This window comes from Acinetobacter albensis (assembly GCF_900095025.1).
GTDB lineage: Bacteria > Pseudomonadota > Gammaproteobacteria > Pseudomonadales > Moraxellaceae > Acinetobacter > Acinetobacter albensis.
In genome coordinates, this window is the sequence record NZ_FMBK01000002.1 from 157,370 (window position 1) to 180,433 (window position 23,064).

The 23,064-nt window shown below is 37.8% G+C and carries 20 protein-coding genes and 4 tRNA genes; 5 read left to right on the plus strand and 19 right to left on the minus strand.

Annotated elements, in window-relative coordinates; all coding sequences use genetic code 11:
• Window positions 1–296: 296 nt before the first annotated feature.
• From GA0116959_RS01995 to GA0116959_RS02030, 8 genes are all read right to left on the minus strand, one after another.
• Window positions 297–2,402, minus strand: a complete 2,106-nt coding sequence (locus GA0116959_RS01995) for a TonB-dependent siderophore receptor (RefSeq protein WP_092717832.1) — start codon at window positions 2,400–2,402, stop codon at window positions 297–299.
• 178 nt (window positions 2,403–2,580) lie between these two features.
• Window positions 2,581–4,671 carry a TonB-dependent siderophore receptor gene (locus tag GA0116959_RS02000; protein ID WP_092717835.1) on the minus strand — a complete coding sequence of 697 codons (2,091 nt, stop codon included), beginning with the start codon at window positions 4,669–4,671 and terminating at the stop codon, window positions 2,581–2,583.
• 186 nt (window positions 4,672–4,857) lie between these two features.
• Window positions 4,858–6,006, minus strand: a complete 1,149-nt coding sequence (locus GA0116959_RS02005) for an acetyltransferase domain-containing protein (RefSeq protein ID WP_092717838.1) — start codon at window positions 6,004–6,006, stop codon at window positions 4,858–4,860.
• Window positions 6,007–6,380: 374 nt separating this feature from the next.
• A tRNA-Asn gene (locus GA0116959_RS02010) sits at window positions 6,381–6,456 on the minus strand.
• Window positions 6,457–6,672: 216 nt separating this feature from the next.
• Window positions 6,673–6,748: transfer RNA gene (locus tag GA0116959_RS02015), tRNA-Asn, on the minus strand.
• 5 nt (window positions 6,749–6,753) lie between these two features.
• A tRNA-Asn gene (locus tag GA0116959_RS02020) sits at window positions 6,754–6,829 on the minus strand.
• A gap of 158 nt (window positions 6,830–6,987) precedes the next feature.
• A complete protein-coding gene (locus GA0116959_RS02025) occupies window positions 6,988–7,614 on the minus strand; it encodes a superoxide dismutase (RefSeq protein ID WP_092717841.1) in 627 nt (208 codons plus the stop codon).
• A gap of 157 nt (window positions 7,615–7,771) precedes the next feature.
• Entirely contained in the window at window positions 7,772–8,530 is a 759-nt protein-coding gene (locus GA0116959_RS02030; RefSeq protein WP_092717843.1) for a Nif3-like dinuclear metal center hexameric protein, read from the minus strand.
• A 170-nt stretch (window positions 8,531–8,700) separates the two neighbouring features.
• On the opposite strand from GA0116959_RS02030, the gene GA0116959_RS02035 reads away from it, so the two are divergent.
• The gene (locus GA0116959_RS02035; protein ID WP_053580319.1) at window positions 8,701–9,882 is read left to right on the plus strand and encodes a trypsin-like peptidase domain-containing protein; all 1,182 of its coding nucleotides are present in this window, start codon (window positions 8,701–8,703) and stop codon (window positions 9,880–9,882) included.
• 199 nt (window positions 9,883–10,081) lie between these two features.
• Here the strand turns inward: GA0116959_RS02035 and GA0116959_RS02040 are convergent.
• A tRNA-Asn gene (locus tag GA0116959_RS02040) sits at window positions 10,082–10,157 on the minus strand.
• Between the two features lie 238 nt (window positions 10,158–10,395).
• Here GA0116959_RS02040 and GA0116959_RS02045 point away from each other — a divergent pair.
• A complete protein-coding gene (locus tag GA0116959_RS02045) occupies window positions 10,396–10,851 on the plus strand; it encodes a hypothetical protein (protein ID WP_092717846.1) in 456 nt (151 codons plus the stop codon).
• Window positions 10,852–10,926: 75 nt separating this feature from the next.
• On the opposite strand, the gene GA0116959_RS02050 is transcribed toward GA0116959_RS02045, so the two are convergent.
• From GA0116959_RS02050 to map, 3 genes are all read right to left on the minus strand, one after another.
• Entirely contained in the window at window positions 10,927–11,361 is a 435-nt protein-coding gene (locus GA0116959_RS02050; RefSeq protein ID WP_053579939.1) for a PaaI family thioesterase, read from the minus strand.
• Between the two features lie 233 nt (window positions 11,362–11,594).
• Entirely contained in the window at window positions 11,595–12,821 is a 1,227-nt protein-coding gene (locus GA0116959_RS02055; protein ID WP_092717849.1) for a pyridoxal phosphate-dependent aminotransferase, read from the minus strand.
• A gap of 237 nt (window positions 12,822–13,058) precedes the next feature.
• Window positions 13,059–13,886, minus strand: a complete 828-nt coding sequence (gene map / locus GA0116959_RS02060) for a type I methionyl aminopeptidase (protein ID WP_053579941.1) — start codon at window positions 13,884–13,886, stop codon at window positions 13,059–13,061.
• Between the two features lie 207 nt (window positions 13,887–14,093).
• Between map and rpsB the strand changes: the two genes are divergently transcribed.
• The 3 genes from rpsB to GA0116959_RS02075 all read left to right on the plus strand — a co-directional run bounded on the left by rpsB (window position 14,094) and on the right by GA0116959_RS02075 (window position 16,510).
• Window positions 14,094–14,861: a 30S ribosomal protein S2 gene (rpsB, locus tag GA0116959_RS02065; protein ID WP_092717853.1), complete on the plus strand. Its 768-nt coding sequence runs from the start codon at window positions 14,094–14,096 to the stop codon at window positions 14,859–14,861.
• Between the two features lie 140 nt (window positions 14,862–15,001).
• Window positions 15,002–15,877 carry a translation elongation factor Ts gene (tsf, locus tag GA0116959_RS02070; protein ID WP_053579943.1) on the plus strand — a complete coding sequence of 292 codons (876 nt, stop codon included), beginning with the start codon at window positions 15,002–15,004 and terminating at the stop codon, window positions 15,875–15,877.
• A 102-nt stretch (window positions 15,878–15,979) separates the two neighbouring features.
• Entirely contained in the window at window positions 15,980–16,510 is a 531-nt protein-coding gene (locus GA0116959_RS02075) for a DUF3465 domain-containing protein (protein ID WP_092717855.1), read from the plus strand.
• A gap of 33 nt (window positions 16,511–16,543) precedes the next feature.
• Here GA0116959_RS02075 and GA0116959_RS02080 read toward each other — a convergent pair whose 3' ends face one another.
• The 7 genes from GA0116959_RS02080 to GA0116959_RS02110 all read right to left on the minus strand — a co-directional run bounded on the left by GA0116959_RS02080 (window position 16,544) and on the right by GA0116959_RS02110 (window position 22,954).
• On the minus strand, window positions 16,544–16,999 hold the full coding sequence (locus GA0116959_RS02080) for an Mpo1 family 2-hydroxy fatty acid dioxygenase (protein ID WP_092717857.1): 456 nt from the start codon (window positions 16,997–16,999) through the stop codon (window positions 16,544–16,546).
• A gap of 387 nt (window positions 17,000–17,386) precedes the next feature.
• Window positions 17,387–17,995, minus strand: coding sequence for a septal ring lytic transglycosylase RlpA family protein (locus GA0116959_RS02085; RefSeq protein WP_053579946.1), 609 nt, complete (start codon window positions 17,993–17,995; stop codon window positions 17,387–17,389).
• Window positions 17,996–18,280: 285 nt separating this feature from the next.
• On the minus strand, window positions 18,281–19,282 hold the full coding sequence (gene mltB, locus GA0116959_RS02090; RefSeq protein WP_092717859.1) for a lytic murein transglycosylase B: 1,002 nt from the start codon (window positions 19,280–19,282) through the stop codon (window positions 18,281–18,283).
• A 475-nt stretch (window positions 19,283–19,757) separates the two neighbouring features.
• Window positions 19,758–20,408, minus strand: a complete 651-nt coding sequence (locus GA0116959_RS02095) for a hypothetical protein (RefSeq protein WP_092717861.1) — start codon at window positions 20,406–20,408, stop codon at window positions 19,758–19,760.
• A 25-nt stretch (window positions 20,409–20,433) separates the two neighbouring features.
• A complete protein-coding gene (gene queF, locus GA0116959_RS02100) occupies window positions 20,434–21,249 on the minus strand; it encodes an NADPH-dependent 7-cyano-7-deazaguanine reductase QueF (protein WP_092717864.1) in 816 nt (271 codons plus the stop codon).
• Window positions 21,249–22,022 (minus strand): ABC transporter permease, encoded by a 774-nt coding sequence (locus GA0116959_RS02105; RefSeq protein ID WP_053579950.1) that lies wholly within the window; start codon window positions 22,020–22,022, stop codon window positions 21,249–21,251. Before GA0116959_RS02105 ends, queF begins: the two co-directional genes overlap by 1 nt.
• On the minus strand, window positions 22,019–22,954 hold the full coding sequence (locus GA0116959_RS02110; RefSeq protein ID WP_092717866.1) for an ABC transporter ATP-binding protein: 936 nt from the start codon (window positions 22,952–22,954) through the stop codon (window positions 22,019–22,021). Before GA0116959_RS02110 ends, GA0116959_RS02105 begins: the two co-directional genes overlap by 4 nt.
• Between the last annotated feature and the right edge of the window lie 110 nt (window positions 22,955–23,064).

Below are 23,064 nucleotides of genomic sequence, written 5' to 3' on the forward strand. Positions count from 1 at the left end.
GAAAATTGAGAGCTAAGAAAAATCATGGGTTGTTAGGTTAAAAATAAAGTCGATGAATCACAGTAAAAATGATTTTATTGATAGGAATGCCAAATAGAATATAAGTATTTAATTTATATTAATTTTTATAAAAATAATTGAATGAAAATACAGAGAAATAAAAAGTAGCCTGACCAAATTAAGTCATGCTGAAATTGCACAACTTCTTTAGGAAATCTACATATAGACAAATTGCCCATATGTAGAATCGATTATTCTTTGGTCGTTAAGAAAAATAGAGGAAAGACGGAACTTTATTAATACTTAAACTTTACTGCAAAATTTACCTGACGTGGATTACCAAAGGCGACAACACGATTATCGATCACACCTGAGTAATAGTTTTTATCAAACAGATTACGAATGGATAACTGCGCTCCCCAATGTTCCGTATCATAGCCAGCAGCTGCGTTGTAAATGGTATAAGCAGGTAATTCCACATTTAAACCTGCTAACTCAGTTGCACTTGCACCGGTAATGCCAGCACCTACATACCAACCTAAAACACCTTGGGGGCGATAGCGTGTCATCAAACTGTATGTATGCTCAGGTGTATTTTCAAGACGTTCACCAATAGCTGTTAGTTCAGTACTCTTGGTGGTTTTTGAATCATAGGTGTAGGCATAGGCAACAGAACTCGTCCAGCGATCACTTAGCGCTGCATTCACTTCAGCTTCAATTCCTCGAGTCGTTTGCTCGCCTTCAGTAATTTGATAGTTTATATCCGTTGGATCATTCACTAAAACATTCTGACGACGTAGGTCGAACCATGAAAGTGCTCCTTGTATTTGTTGATCTGCACTTTGAAACTTCATGCCTATTTCATATTGTTTGCCTTTTTCAGGTTCGAACAAAGCATCGTTTTTATCTGTACCAATATTTGGAATAAAAGAAGTAGCATAACTGATATAGGGTGCGACGAATTGATTCGCTAGATACATAACAGATGCATTGCCAGTAAAAGCTTGATCATCTTGCGGATCAGTTTTTGTTCCTTTTAACACATTTTCTGAAGATGATTTTGCCCAATCATATCGCCCCGACAAGTTTATAATCCATTGATCACCCAAATCTATCCGATTCCGGGCATAAAGACCCATATCTTGCAGCTCGGTAATACTATGACTATTCAAACTTAAAGCTGTGATACAACCTTGATTGTAGTGAGGCTGAAAAGGATTAATACTAGCAAAGTTACAACGGTCAGCAAGAGTTTCACGCTTCTCTTGCATGACATCCAAACCCAACAGTAATTCATGTGTGGTTTGACCAAATTGAAAGGTTTTTTGTAAATTCTGATCAATTGTGTAGTTGGTATAATCCCAATCTTGAACTTCCAAACGACGTTTTACGGCTGTTTCGGTTCCACCCGCTTGTAAGGAAATGAAGCCGCCATTCATCTCTGTTTTTTGCACGGCTGCATTTTGTCGAAATACGAGCTCATTGCCAAAATCATACTTAAAATTCCAACCCGCACGATATACATCAGCTTTATAAGGATCAGATGCAGGGTCACCACTAAAAAAAGAAGAATCGATTTTCCCTAAGGAGCTTGGAAGTAATGTGCCGACTAACGGTGCACCTTGATAGCGTTGATATTCACGGTGTTGATAGCTTGCGATAACAGACAGATCGGCATGTTCCCCTAAATCAAAATTGTAAGTGGGGGAAATGTACAGGTTTTTGAAATACACATAATCCACAGGATCATCTTGATCTGCATAACGTCCACTCAAGCGGAATGCACCTTTTTCAGTATTCTGAGGTGCATAATTCAAATCAAAGGTGGCTTGTTTGAAATCATAACTGCCATAGCTTAAATCAGTACGCGAAAAATTTTCTGCTTCTGGCCGTTTCGTGACTAAGTTTACCAAACCACCAGGCGCAACTTGCCCAAAGTTTACAGATGCAGGGCCTTTCAGTACTTGTACTTGATCAATACCTGATAAATCAACAGCAACCGCAGACCGAGCAGATGTTCTAAGTCCATCAATGAAAATTTGATTATTTGCACTTTGCCCGCGAATATTAAAATCATCCCAACCACGACGTCCACGTTGGCCAGACACCACACCAGCTATGCCATTAATGGCTTCGGCTAAGGTTGTTGCTTGCTTCTGATCTAGTTGTTCACGAGTAACTACACTGACAGCTTGCGCTGTCTCAAATAGTGGAGCATCAGATTTGAGTAGAGATGCTGCATTTTGAGCCACATAGGGATGATCTATTTTCTGCGCTTGTATACTAATAGTCGGAAGTATAGAGGAGTCAGTGTCACTTTGATTTGAATCAGATTGTGCATAGGTTGCCGTGACAATAAATGGGAGAATAGCAAGTGCAAGAAGCGATTTTCTATAGAACATGAATGTGGAAGCAAAATAAATATTAATGAGAATTGTAATTGTTTTTATTTATAATTAAAACTGGGTTTTATTCATTTTTGGAATGAAAAATTGCAGGGAAACTCAAGCTTTAATATTGAAGAGTGTTAAAAATATTTTTGCACTGTTGAGTAACTGTATGACTACAACAGTGCCTTTTTTAAAATTTCAATTGTACAGAGAGGGATGCATTTAAAGGGTCACCGGGCTGTATCCAGAGATCACTATAGCTTGCAGTATAATAGGTTTCATCGAATAGATTATTTAAATGAAGTTGATAGCGTAATTGGTCATTTGGTGCATAGTAAGCATTTAAATTAACCAAGGTATATTGAGGTAAATTAAATCCATTATCTGAACTATGTCCACTTCTTTCACCTACATAAATTGTAGTTGCACCTAAACCCAGTTGCGCGCCATCAGTTAAATACCATTCATAATTTGCACTTAAAGAACCGCTATTTTTAGGCACGTTACTGAGACGTGATCCTTGTGGAAGAATTTGATCTTTTTCAACTTGAGCATCTGTATAGCTGTAATTTGCGCGAATGGATAGTTGATCAGTCAGTTGTGTTTGTAAATCAAGTTCAATCCCTTGGCTAGAGACTTCACCTGCTGTTATTTGGTGGTTGCTATCGCTTGGGTCTGTTGTCAGTACATTTTTCTTATTCATTTTGAATAAGGCTATACTGACTAGACTTTGCGAATTAATCTGATATTTGCTTCCAATCTCATAACTATCCCCTTTTTCTGGAGCAAAGACTTGATTATATTTATCCATTCCACTGTTTAAGGCAAAAGATTGCCCGTAATTGCTATAGACCGACCAGCTATCATTAATGCGATAATTTAGGCCAAATCGGGGACTAGTATGTTGAAGATTTTTACGGTGAGATGAGTCTAAACGTTTGTTGTGAAAATCTTGAGTTACATGATCAAAACGAGCTCCAAGCAAAACACTCCATTGATCATTTAAAAATAGTTGATCTTGAATGTTGAGGGAAAAATACTGCTGTTCTTCTTCTGTGTTGATGAATAATGGAAGTTCAGGTAAATATTTTCCATAGATAGGATTAAAAATATCAATCATATTTGGATTATCTAAACTATGATTGCGCCGCAATTGAAGCTGTCGATAATCCATTCGCCCGATTTCAGAATTTAATAATATTTCATGTCGAGCCCAATCGTGTTGGACAGTACCTAGAAATTCTGTCTGAAATAAAATGTCATCACTTTTATTGTCACGATAACGACGCTGCCGTTCTAAGGTCTTCCCATCGCTTTGAATTCGTCGTGGTTCACTCGAAAATCCTTTGAGCTGAGTATCCTTAATACTCAATGCACTGTTTAACTTCCATGCATCGTTTATTTCATGTTTTAAATGAAGCTGATAAAAATTGTCTTTTTGTAGATGGTCACCGTCATTCGGTTCTCCTGTAAATGTTTTAGGAGACATCACAAACTGTTGTTGATAAGTGCTTATACCACGATCAAATGTACCGGTTTGATGCGTAAATTCACTGTCAAAGTCAAGTTGTGTACGATCCGAAATTTTCCAGCTAAGCTGTGGTGAGAAAAACCAGCGTTTACTACTCACATGATCACGAAAGCTTTGATTATCTTCATGTGCTATAGCAAAACGATAGGCAAAATCATCGTTTATAGCATCAGTATGTTCAAAGCTGGTGCGGTATTTTTCTAAGCTATTCAGGCGCAGGTTAACCTCAGTTGATGGCTGCCATTGGGGTTTTTTGGTATTAATATTGAGCAGTCCACCTGCTTCACCACGACCGTACAATGATGCCATGGGACCTTTTAAGAAATCGAGAGATTCAATATTCACCATATCCCGAGGTGCACTTAAGCCGCGATTGACACTTAATCCATTTCGAATGATTTGAGCACCAATATTAGGGTCGGTACCGAAACCTCGGAAAGAAAAGTTATCCCAAAAACCGCCTCCATAATTGGTTTGGCTATAAACACCACTGACTTGGCTGAGTGCATCATCAATACGTTGTACATCTTGCTGTTTTAACGTTTCTTTAGAGATAAAACTTCGACTGAAAGGAACGTCGATAGCATCATGCTTAAACTTGGTCGATGCTGAACTGTTGACTAAACTGTCAGTAGAATATTGCGCTTCAATAACAAGGGTCGGAAGGGGGTTAGGAAGATCTGAAGTTTGGGCCCAAGCAAAATGTGAGAGTAACGTACATGAAGACAGTAAATAGAGTTTTGAAGACATGATTTATAACATTAATTGAAATGTTATAATATTACATATTAATTGTATTGATCTTGCAAGTCATTTAGAACCTAAATGAATAGAAATTTTTAAATAACTTATTTACTGTACTGATTTAATCAATTGAAATCAGTACAGTAAATGACTCAGATTCCGCTTTTATTATCTACAGAATATTATTTGATTCTATAAATACTTAAGAATGCGAATATGCTTGTTTCTATGTTTAAAGTCCGAAAACTTCAGCATGAGTGGATAAAGCAAAATACTGAGCATAATAGAAATCAGCCATAAAGATGAAACATGATCGACGCCAAAATACGCGCCATGAGTTTTGCCAAACACTTCTATTGCCAGTAAATAGAGTGCTTTGAGTACATATAAGTGTACGATATAAAAAAACATGGGAACGGAACCGAAAATGATCAATGGTTTAATCCAATTTTTATTTTCCACTTTTTGAATGAACACCAAAAGTATTAATCCAAGACCGACATTCCATAAGATAAACAGCAATGATGGCGGATACTTGGTCAGATTCATAAAACTCATAATCGTTTCAAGGGAGGTTGGCATCATTGACCAAGCTTGATCGCCATACACATTCATAGTTCTCAAAATAAAAAATAAACAGATACTACTCAAGCCAAAGCCCATCAATATTTTATTTCTTTTCGCAATATCTTGAGCGGAATTAAATACCGTGTAGCCAATACAATAACCCAGTGTAATAACGCCAATCCAAGGCAGCAAAGGATAAGATGTTCTAAAACGAATATGCTCACCCAATTCGATCCAGCCTCGTTCATGCAAAATAAACCATATATTTTGAACAATAGGGAGATGCTCAAAGGACACTTGATCCAGTAAGTTGTGACCAAAAATAATGCTGAGACTGATCACCCAGAGCAATGGTTGTGAAAAGCCAATTAGACCAGCCAGAACCACCATACTTAAACCAATTGCCCAAATAACCTGCAAATAAATAACATCAGGCGGGAACTGTCCTGTCCATGCAAAATTGATCACAATGAGTTCTAAAAAAATAAGGAAAAGGCCACGTTTAAGTAAAAACATGCGCGTCATTGCAATACTGTTATTTTTAGCTTGATACAGATAAGCCGATAAACCCGTTAATACTACAAAAACAGGCGCACATAAATGCGCCAAAATTCTGCTAAAGAAAAGCGATTCATCTGTTCCTGATATCAGCATCGGATCAGGAACCTGATGATGCAGATAAAATGTTTCTCTGACATGATCGACCATCATAATTAAAATGACGAGTCCTCTTAAGGCATCAATTGCTTGTAAGCGTTGTGAAGGTATAGACATAAAAAGAACTAAAAATTAATTGTTATGATATATCGTAACATTAATTTGGGCATTTTTTTAGTATTCGCATACATTTGTGGATGCAGATCAATTTAATTTTTAAAAGAATGAAAATGAATTGATGTTCTAAAAGTGATTGAGGTGATTGCTTTAAATTAATGTAATATAGCTTTTAAGCGTATAGCTATTTAGATGTGCACTGCACATACTTAGGATGCGTTTAGATAATAAAGATGATTTTTGAAATCTACTATACATCGATAACCAATAGTACTGAGTTGTTAATAATCTTGAGATCGTGAAAAAGAGAAAAACTAGAATATAAAACCACAGATAAGAAAAAACCCACTTAAATAAAGTGGGTTTTTAAAATTTGGCTCTCCAACCTGGGCTCGAACCAGGGACCTGCGGATTAACAGTCCGTCGCTCTACCGACTGAGCTATTGGAGAATCTGAAACGGATTCTATTGACCTAAAAGGTTTTGGTCAAGTCTCTTTCTATAAAAATTGCTAAAACTGAGTTTAACTGTTTCTAAAATCGGCATTTTGGATCAGATGAGGCGCGATATTTTAGTTTCAATGTTTGATTTAAAACAAGTAGGCTGTTTTTTAAAAAAAGGAATAAAAAAAGCCTACTCATTTAATCAAGTAGGCTTTTTAGAATCTTGGCTCTTCCACCTGGGCTCGAACCAGGGACCTGCGGATTAACAGTCCGTCGCTCTACCAACTGAGCTATGGAAGAATAGATGGCTCTCCAACCTGGGCTCGAACCAGGGACCTGCGGATTAACAGTCCGTCGCTCTACCGACTGAGCTATTGGAGAATCTGAAGCGCATTCTAGGGATGAAAACCTAGCTCGTCAACATGTAAAGCTAAAGAAATGAATCATTTGCCTTATAATTATGCAGATCAGGCTGAAAAATGAAAAAACCACCCCAAAAGGGTGGCTTTTTTACACAAAAATAAAATTTATTTTAAATCTTATTTTTCAACGCCAGCTTCTTGGCCAGCATATTTTGCATTCGCATAATCCCAGTTCACTAAGCTTTCTAGGAAAGTAGAGATGTATTTAGGACGTGCATTACGGAAGTCGATGTAATAAGCATGTTCCCAAACGTCAATTGTCAATACTGCAACTTTACCATGTGCCATTGGAGTATCAGCATTTGCAGTTTTAAGAATAGACAAGTTACCGTTTACTTCGTCAGCGACTAACCAAGCCCAACCTGAACCAAATTGAGTAGTGGCAGCAGCAGCAAATTCTTCAGCAAATTTTTCGTAAGAACCGAAGGCTTCGTCAATTTTAGCCGCTAGAGTACCAGTCGCTTTACCGCCACCGTTTTTAGCCATACAGTTCCAGTAAAAAGTATGGTTCCAAACTTGAGCAGCATTGTTGAAAATGCCTGCTTTCGCTGCATCGCCTGCAGTTGCTGTAATAATTTCTTCTAAGGTTTTGCCTTCAAGCTCAGTTCCTTTGATGAGATTATTGATGTTAACCACATAGGTATTGTGGTGTTTGTCATGATGGTATTCTAAAGTTTCTTTGCTGATGTGTGGAGCAAGATCTTCATAACCGTATGGAAGTGCTGGTAAAGTAATGGTTGTCATGTTTTCAATTCCTTGCGTTTTTGCTGGGTTTTGACATTAAGTGCTTTATTGTAATGGATTATTGAGGCAAATTGCGCATTGCGTATAAATAACAATACAGAATAAAACCTGAATTTATACGTATAAAGAAAAAAGCCAAACACAGCGGTTTTTAAAATCAAATCGGATTGTTTAATTCGAAATAACTATACTCAATATTGAACTGTTCTGAAATAGCTTTTCCAAGGCGTTGTACCCCAAAACGCTCGGTGGCATGATGTCCGCACGCGTAATAATGAACATTCAATTCCTTGGCTTCATAGAAAGTGCGTTCACTGACTTCGCCAGAAATATAAGCATCACAATTTTGCTCCGCAGCTTTAACAATGAAATCTTGTGCGCCTCCAGTACAATATCCAATTTTTTGAATGCTGGCTTTTTCTGCAGCAAGATGAGTCACATCGAATTTTAAGCGTGTCGATACATAGTGTTTAAAGTCTGTCGCAGACATGGGCTGTTTTAAATAACCGATATTGCCAATAGGATGGCGTTCAGAAGGATCTAACGCTTCAATATTTTCTAATTCTAAAAGATCTGCAATTGATACATTATTTCCTAAAGTAGGGTGGCTATCTAATGGTAAGTGGTAAGCCAATAAGGAAATGTCATGTTGAATTAAACGTTTAATTCGTTTACCACGCATTCCTGTAATCGGGTACGGTTCACCTTTCCAAAAATAACCATGATGTACCAAAAGTAAATTAGCGCCTTGTTCAATCGCGGCCTCAATGGCATCTTGTGATGCTGTTACCGCACATAAAATTTTATTGACCTCTGCGTCTCCTTCAATTTGTAAGCCATTGGGTGCATAGTCTTTAAATTCATGTGATTTCAAAGTGTGGTCACACCATTGAATAATCTCGCTGAGCTTTGCCATAAATGTTCACATCCCTCACTATCAGTAACCATCAAAACATATTTTGAATTGTAACTAAAGCATGACAAAACTCTTGAACTATTTTTATGTTTCTTATTGTGTTTCATTTTACAATGGCACATAAATTACTTAGTCATCAACGAATTAAAATATTTTTAGAGGATATTAACGTGCGCCGCACATTTTCATGGTTACCTTGGGTTTTACTCATTTTAGTTACTCTGGGTTTTCTCGGATGGCAACAATATCAAAAGCCCAAAGCACCTGTGGCTGCTGATGGTATAAAAATGCCTGCAGAAAAATTAGAGCCATTGATTGACACAACTCGAACAGGTGGGGTTGATTCTTATAGTGCGGCTGTGAAAGTGGCAGCACCAGCAGTGGTCAATATTTTTACCATGCAGAAAGTAAAGAAAAACCAGCATCCTTTATTAAATGATCCTGCATTTCGTGAGTTCTTTGGTGATCAACTTCCAGATCAATTCGCTCAGGAACAGAATGAAAATAGTCTTGGATCGGGGGTGATTGTTCGTTCTGATGGTTATATTTTGACCAATAATCACGTCATTGCACAAGCTGATCAGATTGTGGTGGGCTTAAATGATGGGCGTCGTGCAACGGCAAAAATTATTGGTACCGATCCAGATTCTGACCTTGCTGTGATTAAAATTGAACTCGATAAATTACCTGTTTTACCGTTTAAATTAAGTGGTAATGAAGTCGGTGATGTGGTTCTTGCGATTGGTAATCCGTTCGGAGTGGGTCAAACGGTTACACAGGGCATTATTTCTGCCACCAATCGTTCAGATTTAGGGATTAATACCTATGAAGATTTTATTCAAACTGATGCTGCAATTAACCCAGGAAACTCGGGTGGTGCACTCATAGATGTGGCAGGTAACTTAATTGGGGTGAATACGGCTATTTTTTCTCAATCTGGCGGTTCATTGGGTATTGGTTTTGCCATTCCTGCCAAAGTATGTCAACAAATTCTCAATTCAATTTTAAAAGATGGTCGAGTGGTACGTGGTTGGCTGGGAATCAGTCTAATGCCTGTACAGCAGGATAATATTCTTGAGCCTAAGCAAAGTGGCGTGGTCGTTGCAGACGTTTTAGCTGATGGCCCCGCGGCAACTGCGGGAATTAAGAAAGCAGACAAGATTATTCAAGTGAATGATGAACTGATTAATTCAGCATCACATTTAATTAATTATGTCGCATTACAAGCACCAAATAGCACGATTAAGGTGAATGTGATTCGTAACGAACAGCCTTTAACTTTAAACGTGGTGGTTGGGGAACGCAAAGCACAAAATAATAGTTCGCAATATATTCCTTTACCACAACGCTAAAGCTTTGAGGGGTATTTACTCATTTCCAAATATAGGTTTAAAGCGCATTTCGATGCGCTTTTTTCTTTTTAAATTTTAAAAAATCCAATTAAACTTCTTTCCAGCATAAGCTGGAAGTCAAATACTCAATAAGTCAGTTTAAAAACAAATAATTTAAGCAAAAAAAAGCCCACTTTAATGCTGTGGGCTTTTTCGTATTTGGCTCTCCAACCTGGGCTCGAACCAGGGACCTGCGGATTAACAGTCCGTCGCTCTACCGACTGAGCTATTGGAGAATCTGAATGCGATTATAAGGAGATTTTGTAGACGGTCAAGCTAAAAATGTCACGATAGCTTCATTTTTGTGTTGTATGCTTTTATTTTAAGCAAATAAATTAAAAGTCTTAAAAAAACTTGCACAGCCAAAATAGGCTTGTTAGATTAAATACATAACAGAGGGTTTGAATGAAAGTTCAACCAGTGTGGATTTAAACCAACTTGCCAGCACTAAAATGGCTAAACAGGAGAAAGCGAATGCATACGCTGACGATTGCCGAAATCTTTTCAAATTTTTCTTTTTATCAAAATCATTATATTTCGATTATTCAAGATCCAGAACGCTATCAGACTGCGGTTGAAGATGCTTATATCCAAGTATGGCCTGTCGGAACACAGCCTTTGTATTTAGGTGATTTGCTGCAACTTTGGTTCAGTGATAAATGGTTGATTAATACTCCATGCCAATTACTTCTGGATAGTTATTCAAATGGACGCAAGCAATCTTTGCAACGCGATCACGATTTATACTTATATCAATTAAATGGGAGCGCGTTATCTGGACGAAATAATTCAAAAGTTTGGTCTCGGTCAGAGCAAAAAAAGCTTTCTGTATCATTGGATAGTGTATTTAAATATTTGTGTATTTATAAAGGAACGACACGTCCAGAAGATACGTTGATTATCGAAAAACCTTTAAAATCTGCTGGCTAACTAGTACTGTTCAAACATGAGAGCTTAGGCGAAATGCTTAAGCTCTAAAAATACTTGAATCTCAATTTTCATATTTTAAGGTCGAATAATCATGCAGGTTGCAGTTGCATGTGCATAAATTTTCCCATCTTCATCGGTAATTTTACCTTCTGAGATGCCTAAATTCTTACTAATATTAATGACGTTACCGACAGCTTGAAGTTCTTTATTCTGTGGAATAGGGCGGCACATTTTAATATTTAAATCGATGGTGCCATATCCGACGCCCGCTTCTAACATACTGTGCACTGCACAACCTGTTACCGAATCTAGAACCGTGGCTGCAAAGCCTCCATGAACACCACCAAGCGGATTCAAATGGCGTTGATCTGCTTTGACTGTAAAGCGAACAGTTCCGTGAGTGACTTCATACGGTTGCATTGGAATGGTTTCACTAATACTGGCCGGTGGAATTTTTCCTACACACATTGCCTGTAAAAGTTGCAGTCCTGTCATTTCTTTTGGGTTCATTGTTTTTTCTCAATTATTAAAGATATTAAAATAAGAATCTACCAGTAACTTAATGCGCTGTTTTATATTCGTCAAGCTAAGCAGGGAAGATGATTGAAAAAGCTGAACATACAAATTAGTGATTGATATTAATCTAGAAGAAGCAGTTTTCGTATTTAGTATTTATGTAGATAATTAAAAAAACCCACGAATATCGTGGGTTTTTGTAATTTAAAGATTGAAACTCTTATCGATTATTTTTCAGCAGCAATTGAAGCAATTGCAGCGTCTACGCCATCGATTGAGTCGGCTGCTTTCTTAATACGTGCAAGCGCATCTACAAGGACTTCATCAGCAGTGGCATATGAAATACGCATGAAACCACCTAAGCCGAATGCATCACCAGGAACCACTGCAACACCCGTTTCTTCCAATAACCATTCAGAGAATTCTGTGCAAGATTTTAGACCTTTTGCACGAATAAGAGGTTTGATGTTGGCATAAGCATAGAATGCACCATCAGCAGGTAAACAAGAAATACCATTGATGTCATTTAAGCCTTGAATCACTAAGTCATGACGACGCTTGAACGCTTCAATCATAGGTTTAAGAACATCTTGAGAACCATTCAAGGCAGCTTCAGCAGCAACTTGTGAAATAGACGTTGGATTTGAGGTTGATTGCGATTGAATTTTTTTCATTGCGCCAATCAGTTTTGCAGGACCCGCTGCATATCCAATACGCCAGCCTGTCATTGCATAGGCTTTAGACACACCATTTAACACGATAGTGCGGTCATAAAGGTCAGGTGCAACTGTTGCGATGTTATAGAATTGGTCGTCCCAACGAATTGGTTCGTACATATCGTCAGAAGCGATATAGACTTCTGGATATTTACGAAGTACTTCAGCCAGAGCTTCTAATTCCGCTTTGGTATAGATCATACCTGTTGGATTTGATGGGCTGTTGAGCACCACTAAACGCGTTTTGTCTGTAATTGCTGCTTCTAGTTGAGCAGGGGTGATTTTAAAACGTTGTTCTTCACCACATTTTACAATAACAGGTACGCCTTCAGCGATAATGACCATGTCTGGATAGCTCACCCAAAATGGTGCAGGGATGATGACTTCATCGCCTTTGTTTAACAAAGCCAAGGCTAAGTTAAAAAATGACTGCTTACCACCACAAGAAACCAAAATTTGGTTCGCTGCATAATCCAGATGATTGTCGCGTTTGAATTTTGCGATAATCGCCTTTTTAAGACTTGGAGTGCCATCAACAGCGGTATATTTGGTAAAACCGTTGTTAATTGCTGCAATTGCTGCATCTTTGATGTGTTGAGGAGTATCAAAATCTGGTTCACCTGCACCTAAACCAATCACGTTTTTACCCGCAGCTTTAAGTTCAGCGGCTTTATTGGTCACAGCAAGTGTAGGGGACGGTTTGATGGCATTTACACGATCAGAGAGACGTACGTCCACGGCAGTATTCCTTCTTATGGGGGATTAAAAATAAAAAGCACACTATCTTAGCTTAAAAATAATGAAAAGGGGGCGTAGGCTGGGATGTCAGTTAAAAAAATATGGTTTTATTGAAGAAAAAGTGATTGTGAAAAAGACTAAAAATATTCTTTTATATTGATTGATTTTTTTATTTTATAAAAATGCTTCAAGAATGGTTAGGTTGAGATAACCATTCTTAAAAGTTCAAATGAATCTTTATTGCACGAAGCGTGATAAATCTTCTTCAGGGCGCGCAGTAAGAACTTCGACGCCAGTTTTAGTCACTAAAAGGGTGTGCTCATATTGAGCAGATAAACTATGATCTTTAGTCACGACAGTCCATTTATCACCGAGAAGTTTGGTTTTCCAATCACCCCCATTAACCATAGGTTCAATGGTGAACGTCATGCCTTCTTCAAGAATCATACCGCTATTGCCTTGACCATAATGCAACACTTGAGGTTCGTCATGGAAAACAGTTCCAATCCCATGACCACAATATTCACGAACTACGCCAAAACGTTCAGATTCGACATATTTTTGAATGGCATGACCAATATCCCCAATAGTCGAACCTGGTTTCACTGTTTCAATACCTAGATACATCGCTTCTTGAGCAACTTTACATAAACGATCAGCCAAAATAGAGGTTGTACCACCTACGATGTACATCATATTGGTATCACCGTGATAACCATCCTTAATCACGGTTACATCAATATTGAGGATGTCGCCTTTTTTGAGCTTTTTCGCATCTGATGGAATGCCATGGCACACCACGTGGTTTACAGATGTACAAATTACATGTTGAAACGCAGGGCGACCCGGCGCTGCTCCATAGCCTAAGCAAGCTGGGATAGCATCTTGTTTATTCACAATATAATCATGACAAATTGTATCAAGTTCTAAAGTGGTTACACCTGGCACAATATGTGGTTTGATCATATCCAAAACCTCAGCTGCCAGTCGTCCAGCAACCCGCATTTTCTCAATTTCATCTGGGGTTTTAATCAGGCGACGCGGAGCTTCGTAAGTACTGTTCATGATCTCTAAAAACTTTTGGAAATTTATGTGTGACTATGGTATAAATAGCCGCCCATTTTATCAAATGCTTTTTCGTGAATAAATTTCACGGGCTTTGTTGGATGGGGCAACAAAATCCGCACATATATCGACACATTTCTCTGGGTGCCCTTTGGGGTGGAGGATGAGGATATATGGAGGCCTAACCCAAACTTTAAGGTAAAGAAAATGGCAGATTACAACGTAAGCATGCGCGACCTTCTTCAAGCTGGCGCACACTTTGGTCACCAAACTCGTTTTTGGAATCCAAAGATGCGTGAATACATCTTTGGTGCGCGTAACAAAATTCACATCATCAACCTTGAGCATACTGTTCCTGCGTTAAATGATGCTTTGAACTTTGTTAACAATCTTGCTAGCAAAAAGAACAAAGTATTGTTCGTTGGTACTAAACGTGCTGCTTCTAACATCATCCGTGAACAAGCTCAACGCGCTGGTCAACCATATGTAGATCACCGTTGGTTAGGTGGTATGTTGACGAACTGGAAAACTCTTCGTCAATCGATCAACCGTTTGAAAGACCTTCAAACTCAATCTCAAGACGGTACATTCCTTAAGCTGACTAAACGTGAAGCTTTAGAACGTACGCGTGAGATGGAAAAACTTGAACGTGCTTTAGGCGGCGTTAAAAACATGGGTGGTTTACCTGACGCATTATTCGTAATTGACGTTGATCATGAATCAATTGCAATTAAAGAAGCGAAAAACCTAGGTATTCCTGTAATTGGTATCGTTGATACAAACTCTAATCCAGACAACGTAGATTACGTTATTCCGGGTAATGATGATGCGATCCGTGCAGTAACACTTTATGCTTCTGCTATGGCTGATGCGATTCTTGCTGGTAAAGAGTACGCTCAATCACAAGCAAATGCACAAGCGAAAGGCGAAGAAGCTGCTAAAGAAGTTGCTGCTAAAGAAGCGCCAGAGGCTTAATGCGTTTTGACGCAGGCTTGTCATTTTTGCGACATGTAATCGTGGCAAATTAAGCGTCAAGAAAGCAGAACGGCCCAGAGAACACTTTGGGCCGTTTTTGTTGAACAGATTCATTTTTCTACCGTATTTAGGAGAACAACATGACTGCAGTTACTGCGAGCATGGTAAAAGAATTACGTGACCGTACTGGTCTTGCCATGATGGAATGCAAAAAAGCATTAACAGAATCAAATGGTGATGTTGAATTAGCGATTGATAATCTTCGTAAATCAGGTCAAGCAAAAGCTGCTAAAAAAGCGGGTAACATTGCTGCTGATGGCGCGATCACAATTGCCCAAGAAGGTAATAAAGCACTTCTTTTAGAAGTTAATTGCCAAACTGACTTCGTTGCAAAAGACGAAAACTTTGCTGGTTTCTCTGCAAAAGTTGCTGCTGCTGCGCTTGCTGCTAACGTAACTGATGCTGCTCAAATTTCTGAATTGAAACTTGAAGACGGCGTGACTGTTGAAGAAGCACGTATTGCTTTGGTTCAAAAAATTGGTGAAAACATCCAAGTACGTCGTGCAAAAATTGTGGAAGGTGAAAACCTTGCAGTTTATAAACACGGTTTAAAAATTGGTGTTGTTGTATCTTTTGCTGGTGATGCTGCAACAGGTAAAGGTATTGCAATGCACGTTGCTGCATTCAATCCGGTTGCTGTAAATGCTGAAGGCGTATCTGCTGAGCTTATTGCGAAAGAAAAAGAAATTGCTGAAGCAAAAGCAATCGAATCTGGTAAGCCTGCAAATATCGTTGAAAAAATGGTAACAGGTTCAGTTGAGAAATACTTGAACGAAGTTGTGCTTGAACGTCAAATGTACGTGATCGACAATGACAAGAAAGTCGCTGAAATTTTAAAAGCAACTGCAACTACAGTGGTTGAATTTGTTCGCTTTGAAGTAGGCGAAGGCATTGAGAAAAAAGCAGAAATGAGCTTCGCTGAAGAAGTTGCTGCTGCTCAAGCTGCTGCAAAATAATTTTTTGCTATACAGCTAAAAATATTTTGTAAAAAAGTCCCGAGAGGGGCTTTTTTTATGAAAAATAGAATTATAAAAAATTCAATTTTAAGGAATGCTCAAATGGCAAATAAAATGAATATGGGGATTGGTGTTGTCATTATTGTATTGATAGCGGCTTATTTGGGAATAGATTTAAAACAACAGCACAATCCTAGCCATCAGACACTGGATCAGTCTGTTTTAAAAACTGAAATTTTACCGAATTCCCATTTGGACAAAACGATCAATTCAAATCCAGTTAATGTAGCGGCTGAAAATGATGAAGATAAAATTCGACAAGCATTTAGAGATCAAAGAAGTAATATTCAAGTTCAATCGAGCGGACGCGTTAAAGCCATTTTGCGTGATGATAATGAAGGCTCACGTCATCAAAAGTTTATTTTAGAGCTTAAAAATGGCTTAACTGTTTTGGTTGCACATAATATTGATTTGAGCCCACGTTTAGATGGCTTGAAAAAAGGTGAGATTGTTGAGTTTTATGGAGAGTACGAATATAGCCATCAAGGGGGAGTCATCCATTGGACACATCATGATCCACAAAAAAAACATGCGGATGGTTGGTTGAAATATAAAGGAAGAACCTATCAATAACGGTTCTTTATCCGTATAAAACGATGATATAGCCTAAATGGCGTTCATTTGCGATTTTTGGCGTGTTTTCCATCTGGGTATAACTTTAGCTAAATAAGCATCCATGCACCATACCGGCCCAATGAGAAGGAATTGGAGGTCTTTTAAGAAAGAAGGCTTTTTCCCTTCAACTTTATGTCCATAAAACTGTCCAATCCAAGCCAAAACAAAAACTGCAATATAAAAACCGACCCCCACAGGTAAAATAACAATCAGCCAGACCATAAGCATCATAAGTGCAGCCATAGCTATGGCAAGAATCAAATCTAGTCGTGCATAAAACACTAAACTTAATACTAAGAGCAAAGCTGTTAATAGGGCACTAAAATGCATAATCATTCCAATAATTGAAAATAAAATAGCAGGTACGCATATCCAGTGAATTTTTTTATTAGTTTGGTTCTGATGACTCTCGCTGTACTCATTTAACCATTCAGCTATTGTTTTCATCTTCCACTCCTTTGGAATCACATTTATAAACTTATTTTTATTCAGTTCAAATATAAACGAGAAGGATGGACGGGTCAAAGTCTAGACGTATTTCAATAACATTCATTTTCAATTGAGTTGTCTATTTTGAAGCTAAAATTTAATTTTAAGATGAAAATTATAAAAGTTTAAGAACAAGGGATTTAGAATTAACGTAAGGGTTGTTTGAGGGGACTAGCATTTAGTGGGTGCTTTAAGCCAAGATTAAAATGAGTGGCTATGTCTATTCATATTGGCTCTAGAAGGTATGGTTTGAATATGTGAGAACAGGATGATTACTTGAGCAGACATAAAAAAGCCACCAAAAGGTGGCTTTAACGTCAAATGAATTAGGAGTTGAGTAATAGCTTATGAATTTGGACCATCTACACGTTCAATATTCACTTTGGCAGTACCTGCATTGGTAATACCCAACTGTTTAGCAGCACCATAAGACAAATCAAGTACTCGGTTACCATGGAATGGGCCGCGGTCATTTACTTTGACTACAACACTCTTACCATTATTTTTGTTGGTGACACGAATGTAACAGTTCAGAGGTAAGCTACGGTGAGCGGCTGTCATGGCATTCATATCAAAGGTTTCGCCACTTGCCGTTTTACGACCATGAAATTGACGACCGTACCAAGATGCTGCGCCAGTTTGGCTAAATTTACGTACAGTGTTAGAAGCAACATTGTTTAACTTTTCAATCACTGAAGGCTCATCTTCAGGAATTTCAATTTTTGCTGCAATAGTTTGACGACGAATTTTATCGCCAGAACGTTCAGTGATTGAAAGGCTATTTAAATTCGAAAAGTGTGAATTAAAATCTTGCGCATCTTTATTTAAAACGCGAGCAGCTAAACGTGAAGTATCGTTATCGGTATTGAATGAAGATTGTACCAGCTCTGCTTGAGAATGACTCAGGGCGAACGTGGTGGCTATAGCTAAAACATATTTAAGCGTTGACTGCATTATTAAACTCCTAAAGACTTTGACTTAATTTCGTTTAACTAATTGAAATATAAGTAATCCAGTCTGTTAATTCTCTTTTGCAACTACATTTGACGAAATGGATAATATTCATGCCACGCTTAAGCTGTCTACTTTTTAATTAAAATAATTACAAAAAGCACAGAAATATAACGTTTTTCGGTTAAAAAATAATCAATATTGTAACATTTTATTAAAATAGCGCATTATGTGCGCTATTTTGCATAAAAAATGATTGACTTTTGTGTTCTTTAGTAAAACATGTGTTTATCGGCTCGCAATTTCAGTGCCTAATTGCCACACTGCTGTGGCATACATACGACTTTTATTGTAGGTCGTAATCACTTGAAAATTAGGGTAAGTAATGTAGTAAATAGCTCCATAACGTTCTTGCAGTTGAATGATATTGACCATGTCTAAATCATCAATTTTAACAATAGGATTGATTGGACTAATATTCTGATTTTTAAGAATGCCATAAGGCGTAGGTTGTTCTAAGTTTTTAGCAATTACTGCCTCAGGATTGTTCCCTGTATATCGCGCAGCGAATCCAATCGGTTGATTACGTTGCCAACCATGTTGGGCTAAATAATTTGCAATTGAACCAATTGCATCTACTGCAGAATTTCTCAAATCAATATGTCCATTGCCGTCATAATCAACGCCAAATTTAGGAATATTACTCGGCATAAATTGAGGGTAACCAATCGCACCTGCATAAGAACCCACCACGGATTGTGTAGGCACATCATCTTTATATGACCAAGCAATCAGTGCTGAAAGTTCATCTTGAAAATATTGAGCGCGGCGTTCGTATCCAAACCCTAAAGTTGCTAAAGCATCACGGGTAATAAAATTCCCTTTATTGGCACCAAAACCAGTTTCTACACCTAAAATTCCAAGAATAACAGATTGAGGTACGCCAAATTGCTGCTCGGCACGATTTAAGGTGTCTGCATATTGATTTTTAAAGCGTATGCCGCGTTGAATGGTTCCTTCGGCCATAAAATTTGTTTTATATTCGTACCACGGTTTGCTTTCGCCAGGACGATTCATAATATTGATAATATTGGGTAGGTTTTTAGAACCATTCATTGACCAGTCTACTTGCTGTGCAGTCAGACCATAAGTTTGCATGGTTTTCTGTTTAAAACTGTTATAGCTAGGGTGATTATAAAAATCGTTGGCCTGACAGAAACTGGTAATAGAAAAAGCACCACAAAGCAAAGAAAAACGCTTAATCTTGTTATAAAAGTGAATATTTAACATATTGCTCGAAGTTCCAAAAACATGATCTGTGTACGATTAGAGAGTGCGACGCTAAAAACAGCGATTAAGGTCAAAAATTACTTCAATAATAAAGTGTAGACATACAGCCAAAATCTATATAAGAAGTAACATATCATCGACTAGTAGAGGATTAACAAATCGTCATATAAAAAACCACAAAGCGCATCTATTGATGAAGGATGCTAAATGATTATGAAGTCAATTTAAATGTAGCTATAAATTTTTAAGATAAAAATTCGACGTTATAATGCTAAAAGTCCAATTTATAGAATTCACCAGATCAGTAAATTAAATATTTTATATTTCAAGTTAATGATCCAGTTAACTAAGCTGCTATTTACTCAATCAAATAGAGCGAATTTAAAAAAAATGATTAAAATACGATAGGCAATAATGACATTTTTATTTCAATAAAAAACCTAGCAAAAGCTAGGTTTTTTAGATTTAGACATGGTTATACATGAAATAAAGTATCATGATATTCGGCCAGTTGCTTTAATTCTTCCTTGTTCAAATTGGGAATAATTTTATTCACAGCAATATGAACGGCTTTGGTCACAGCAGCAGCGCCAATATCAGCTGCTTTACGCTTAATCATACCTAAATCAAGGGTTTTGTTAAAGTCACTCATAAAGTGACGCACAGTCGCTTCAGCGAACTGTTTGTAAAGTTCGGTTAAAACTGCTTTATCAACTTCATTGCCAGCTTTAATTTCTGCAAAACTATTTTTAAGATTGATGACTAAACTTGCATCTAAAGGTTCACCGACGCGGAAATTACCATCTGCATCTTTAAATAAGCTTCTTTCAGAAAATTCGATCGATTGTTTTACCACATCATTTGAAGATTTTCCGAGCAACTGTTTCAATAACACCGCAACAGTTGATTTGATATAACCTGCAAGTTTCTCTGCGGTATCGCGTTTATCGCTAGGTGGAAAACGACGAACCAGTTCAGTCAAAACGGCATCAATAATTTCGTCATTGATCAGTAACGCTGTTTTATCACGTAAGGGATAAAGCGGTTCACTCGAATTTTTCTTTTCCTGACCTGTTTGAATACTGGCTAATAGTTCATCAGAAGGGATAAAACCAAAAAAGGGCATGTTTAAAACCTCATTGTTCTTTATTTTACTGTCGCGCCAAACGAATGGGGCGAGGCATCCATGTGAAATCTGAAACACGACAAGGATTAATATCTAATCCACCACGACGTGTATAAGTTGCATATACCATCAGCTTTTGTGGCGCAAAAATTTGCCAAAGATCTGCAAAGATTTGTTCCACACATTGCTCGTGAAAGCCATTATGCTGACGATAGGAAATAATATAAGCTAAAATACTGCGATAACAAGGTTTTTTGCCCTGATAGCGAATAAAAACTGTACCCCAGTCTGGTTGTCCCGTTACAGGGCAGTTACTCCGAAGCAAATGTGAATACAGTTGTACTTCAACATGTTCGCTATTTTCTGTATCAAGCTTTAATAGTGTCGAATCTGGATGATTTTCTAAACGTTCAGGAAGCAAGTCATCAATATTAATGCCTTCAGGTTTTGAAACCTCTAAGTCATCGGCTTGGAATAGACTTAGGCTGACCGCTGCACCTGCCGCCGCAGATAAATCTTTTTCTACGACGCTAATGAAAGTTTCTTTAGAGTCAAATTCGGTAAAGTTCATACTGTTAAAATAGAGTTTTAACGATTTTGATTCGAGCAAATTGGGAGAGGTTGCAGGTACTGAAATGCGACCAATGGCGACTTGGGGAATACCTTGTGGATTTAGCCAAGAAATTTCAAAAACATGCCACCAATCCTGCCCTTGTTGAATGCCTTCAATATGTGCATATTTTTCACGTGATTGAGCACGTGCAATAGCAAATAAAATATCTGGTTGATATTGAGTTGGATAGTGAGTGTCTTTACCGAGTAAAGAAAGTTCTACAGTCATTATTCACGCATTCCTGAACCACGAGACAGTAAATAGTAAGCAATACCGTAAAGTGCAATACAACAGCAAGTAATCACACTTAATGAAATAGACACATTGACATCGCTGTGTCCTAGAATACCAAAACGGAAAGCATTGACCATATATACGATCGGGTTAATTAAAGAGAGATTTTGCCAAAATGGCGTTAAAGCACTAATCGCATAAAATACCCCACCTAAATAAGTAAGTGGTGTTAGCACAAAGGTTGGAATAATTGAAATATCGTCAAAGGATTTGGCATAAACTGCATTAATAAGACCGCCTAAAGAAAACAATAGCGAGGTAATTAAAACGGTATAAATCGTTACAAACCAATTGGTAATGTAAAGGTCGGTGAAAAACAGGCTCATTGCAGTCACAATAATACCGACCAAGACCCCACGACAAACCCCACCAATCACATATCCCCAAAGAATCATGTGTAAAGGCACAGGACTCATAATCAGTTCTTCAATGCTTTTTTGAAACTTGGCACTAAAATAACTGGAAGACACATTGGCATAACTATTGGTAATCACTGCCATCATAATTAAGCCAGGTACGATAAACTGCATGTAGCTGAAACCACCCATTTGCCCAATACGAGATCCGACCAAATTACCAAAAATCACAAAATAAAGACTCATGGTGATGGCAGGTGGAAGTAAAGTTTGTGGCCAAATACGCATAAAGCGGCGTACTTCTTTATGTACCAAGGTATAAAGTGCTACGCATAACTGATTGAAATTCATGACGTAGCTCCTTCAAGATTTTTTTCAACCATTTTTACAAACAATTCTTCAAGTCGATTTGATTTAGTGCGCATGCTGGCTACTTGTATGCCTTGAGCTTCTAACAGTTGGAATAGCTCATTTAAAGTGTGAGCTTTGTCCATAGTGACTTCTAAGGTGACAGAGTCAATCAAATTAAAACGTACGCCAATAATGTCAATATGAATCGGTTGAATAGGTTCAACTAAATCGAAAATGAAGGATTCCTCACTCAGCTGATTGAGGAAAGATTTCATACTGGTATCTTCCTTAATCACGCCTCGATCAATAATCGCAATACGACGGCACAGCATTTCAGCTTCTTCTAAATAGTGGGTGGTTAAAATAATAGACGTGCCTTGCTCATTCATTTCAGTAAGGAAATCCCACATGGAACGACGCAATTCAATATCTACACCCGCAGTAGGTTCATCTAAAATGAGTAACTTAGGTTGATGCATCATTGCTCGTGCGATCATCAAACGTCTTTTCATGCCCCCAGACAGCATTCGGGCCTGAACGGCACGTTTATCCCAAAGTCCCAGTTTTTCTAAATATTGTTCGGCACGTTGTTCGGCAATTTTTTTGGGAATTCCGTAGTACCCAGCTTGAGTAACTAAAATATCAAAGGTTTTTTCGAATTGACCGAAATTAAATTCTTGTGGAACAACGCCTAAGCATTGTTTGGCATTAGATGGATGACTATCCAAATTATGTCCAAAAATTTCAACCGTACCCGAAGTTTTCTTGGTCAGTGAGCTAATAATGCTGATGGTGGTAGATTTACCTGCGCCATTGGGTCCAAGAAGGGCATAAAACTCACCTTCAGGCACAGTTAAGTCAATTCCTTTAAGTGCCTGAAAACCATTTCGATAAGTTTTTGATAACTCTCTCAAGGTCAATGCATCAGTCATAAAATTCTCACAGAGTGAATAATATGGGTATTGTGAGTGATCTTGCATAATAAACCAAGTAATTCAGGTGGAATTCTGCGTTTCAATATTGAGATATTGTTTAAACTATA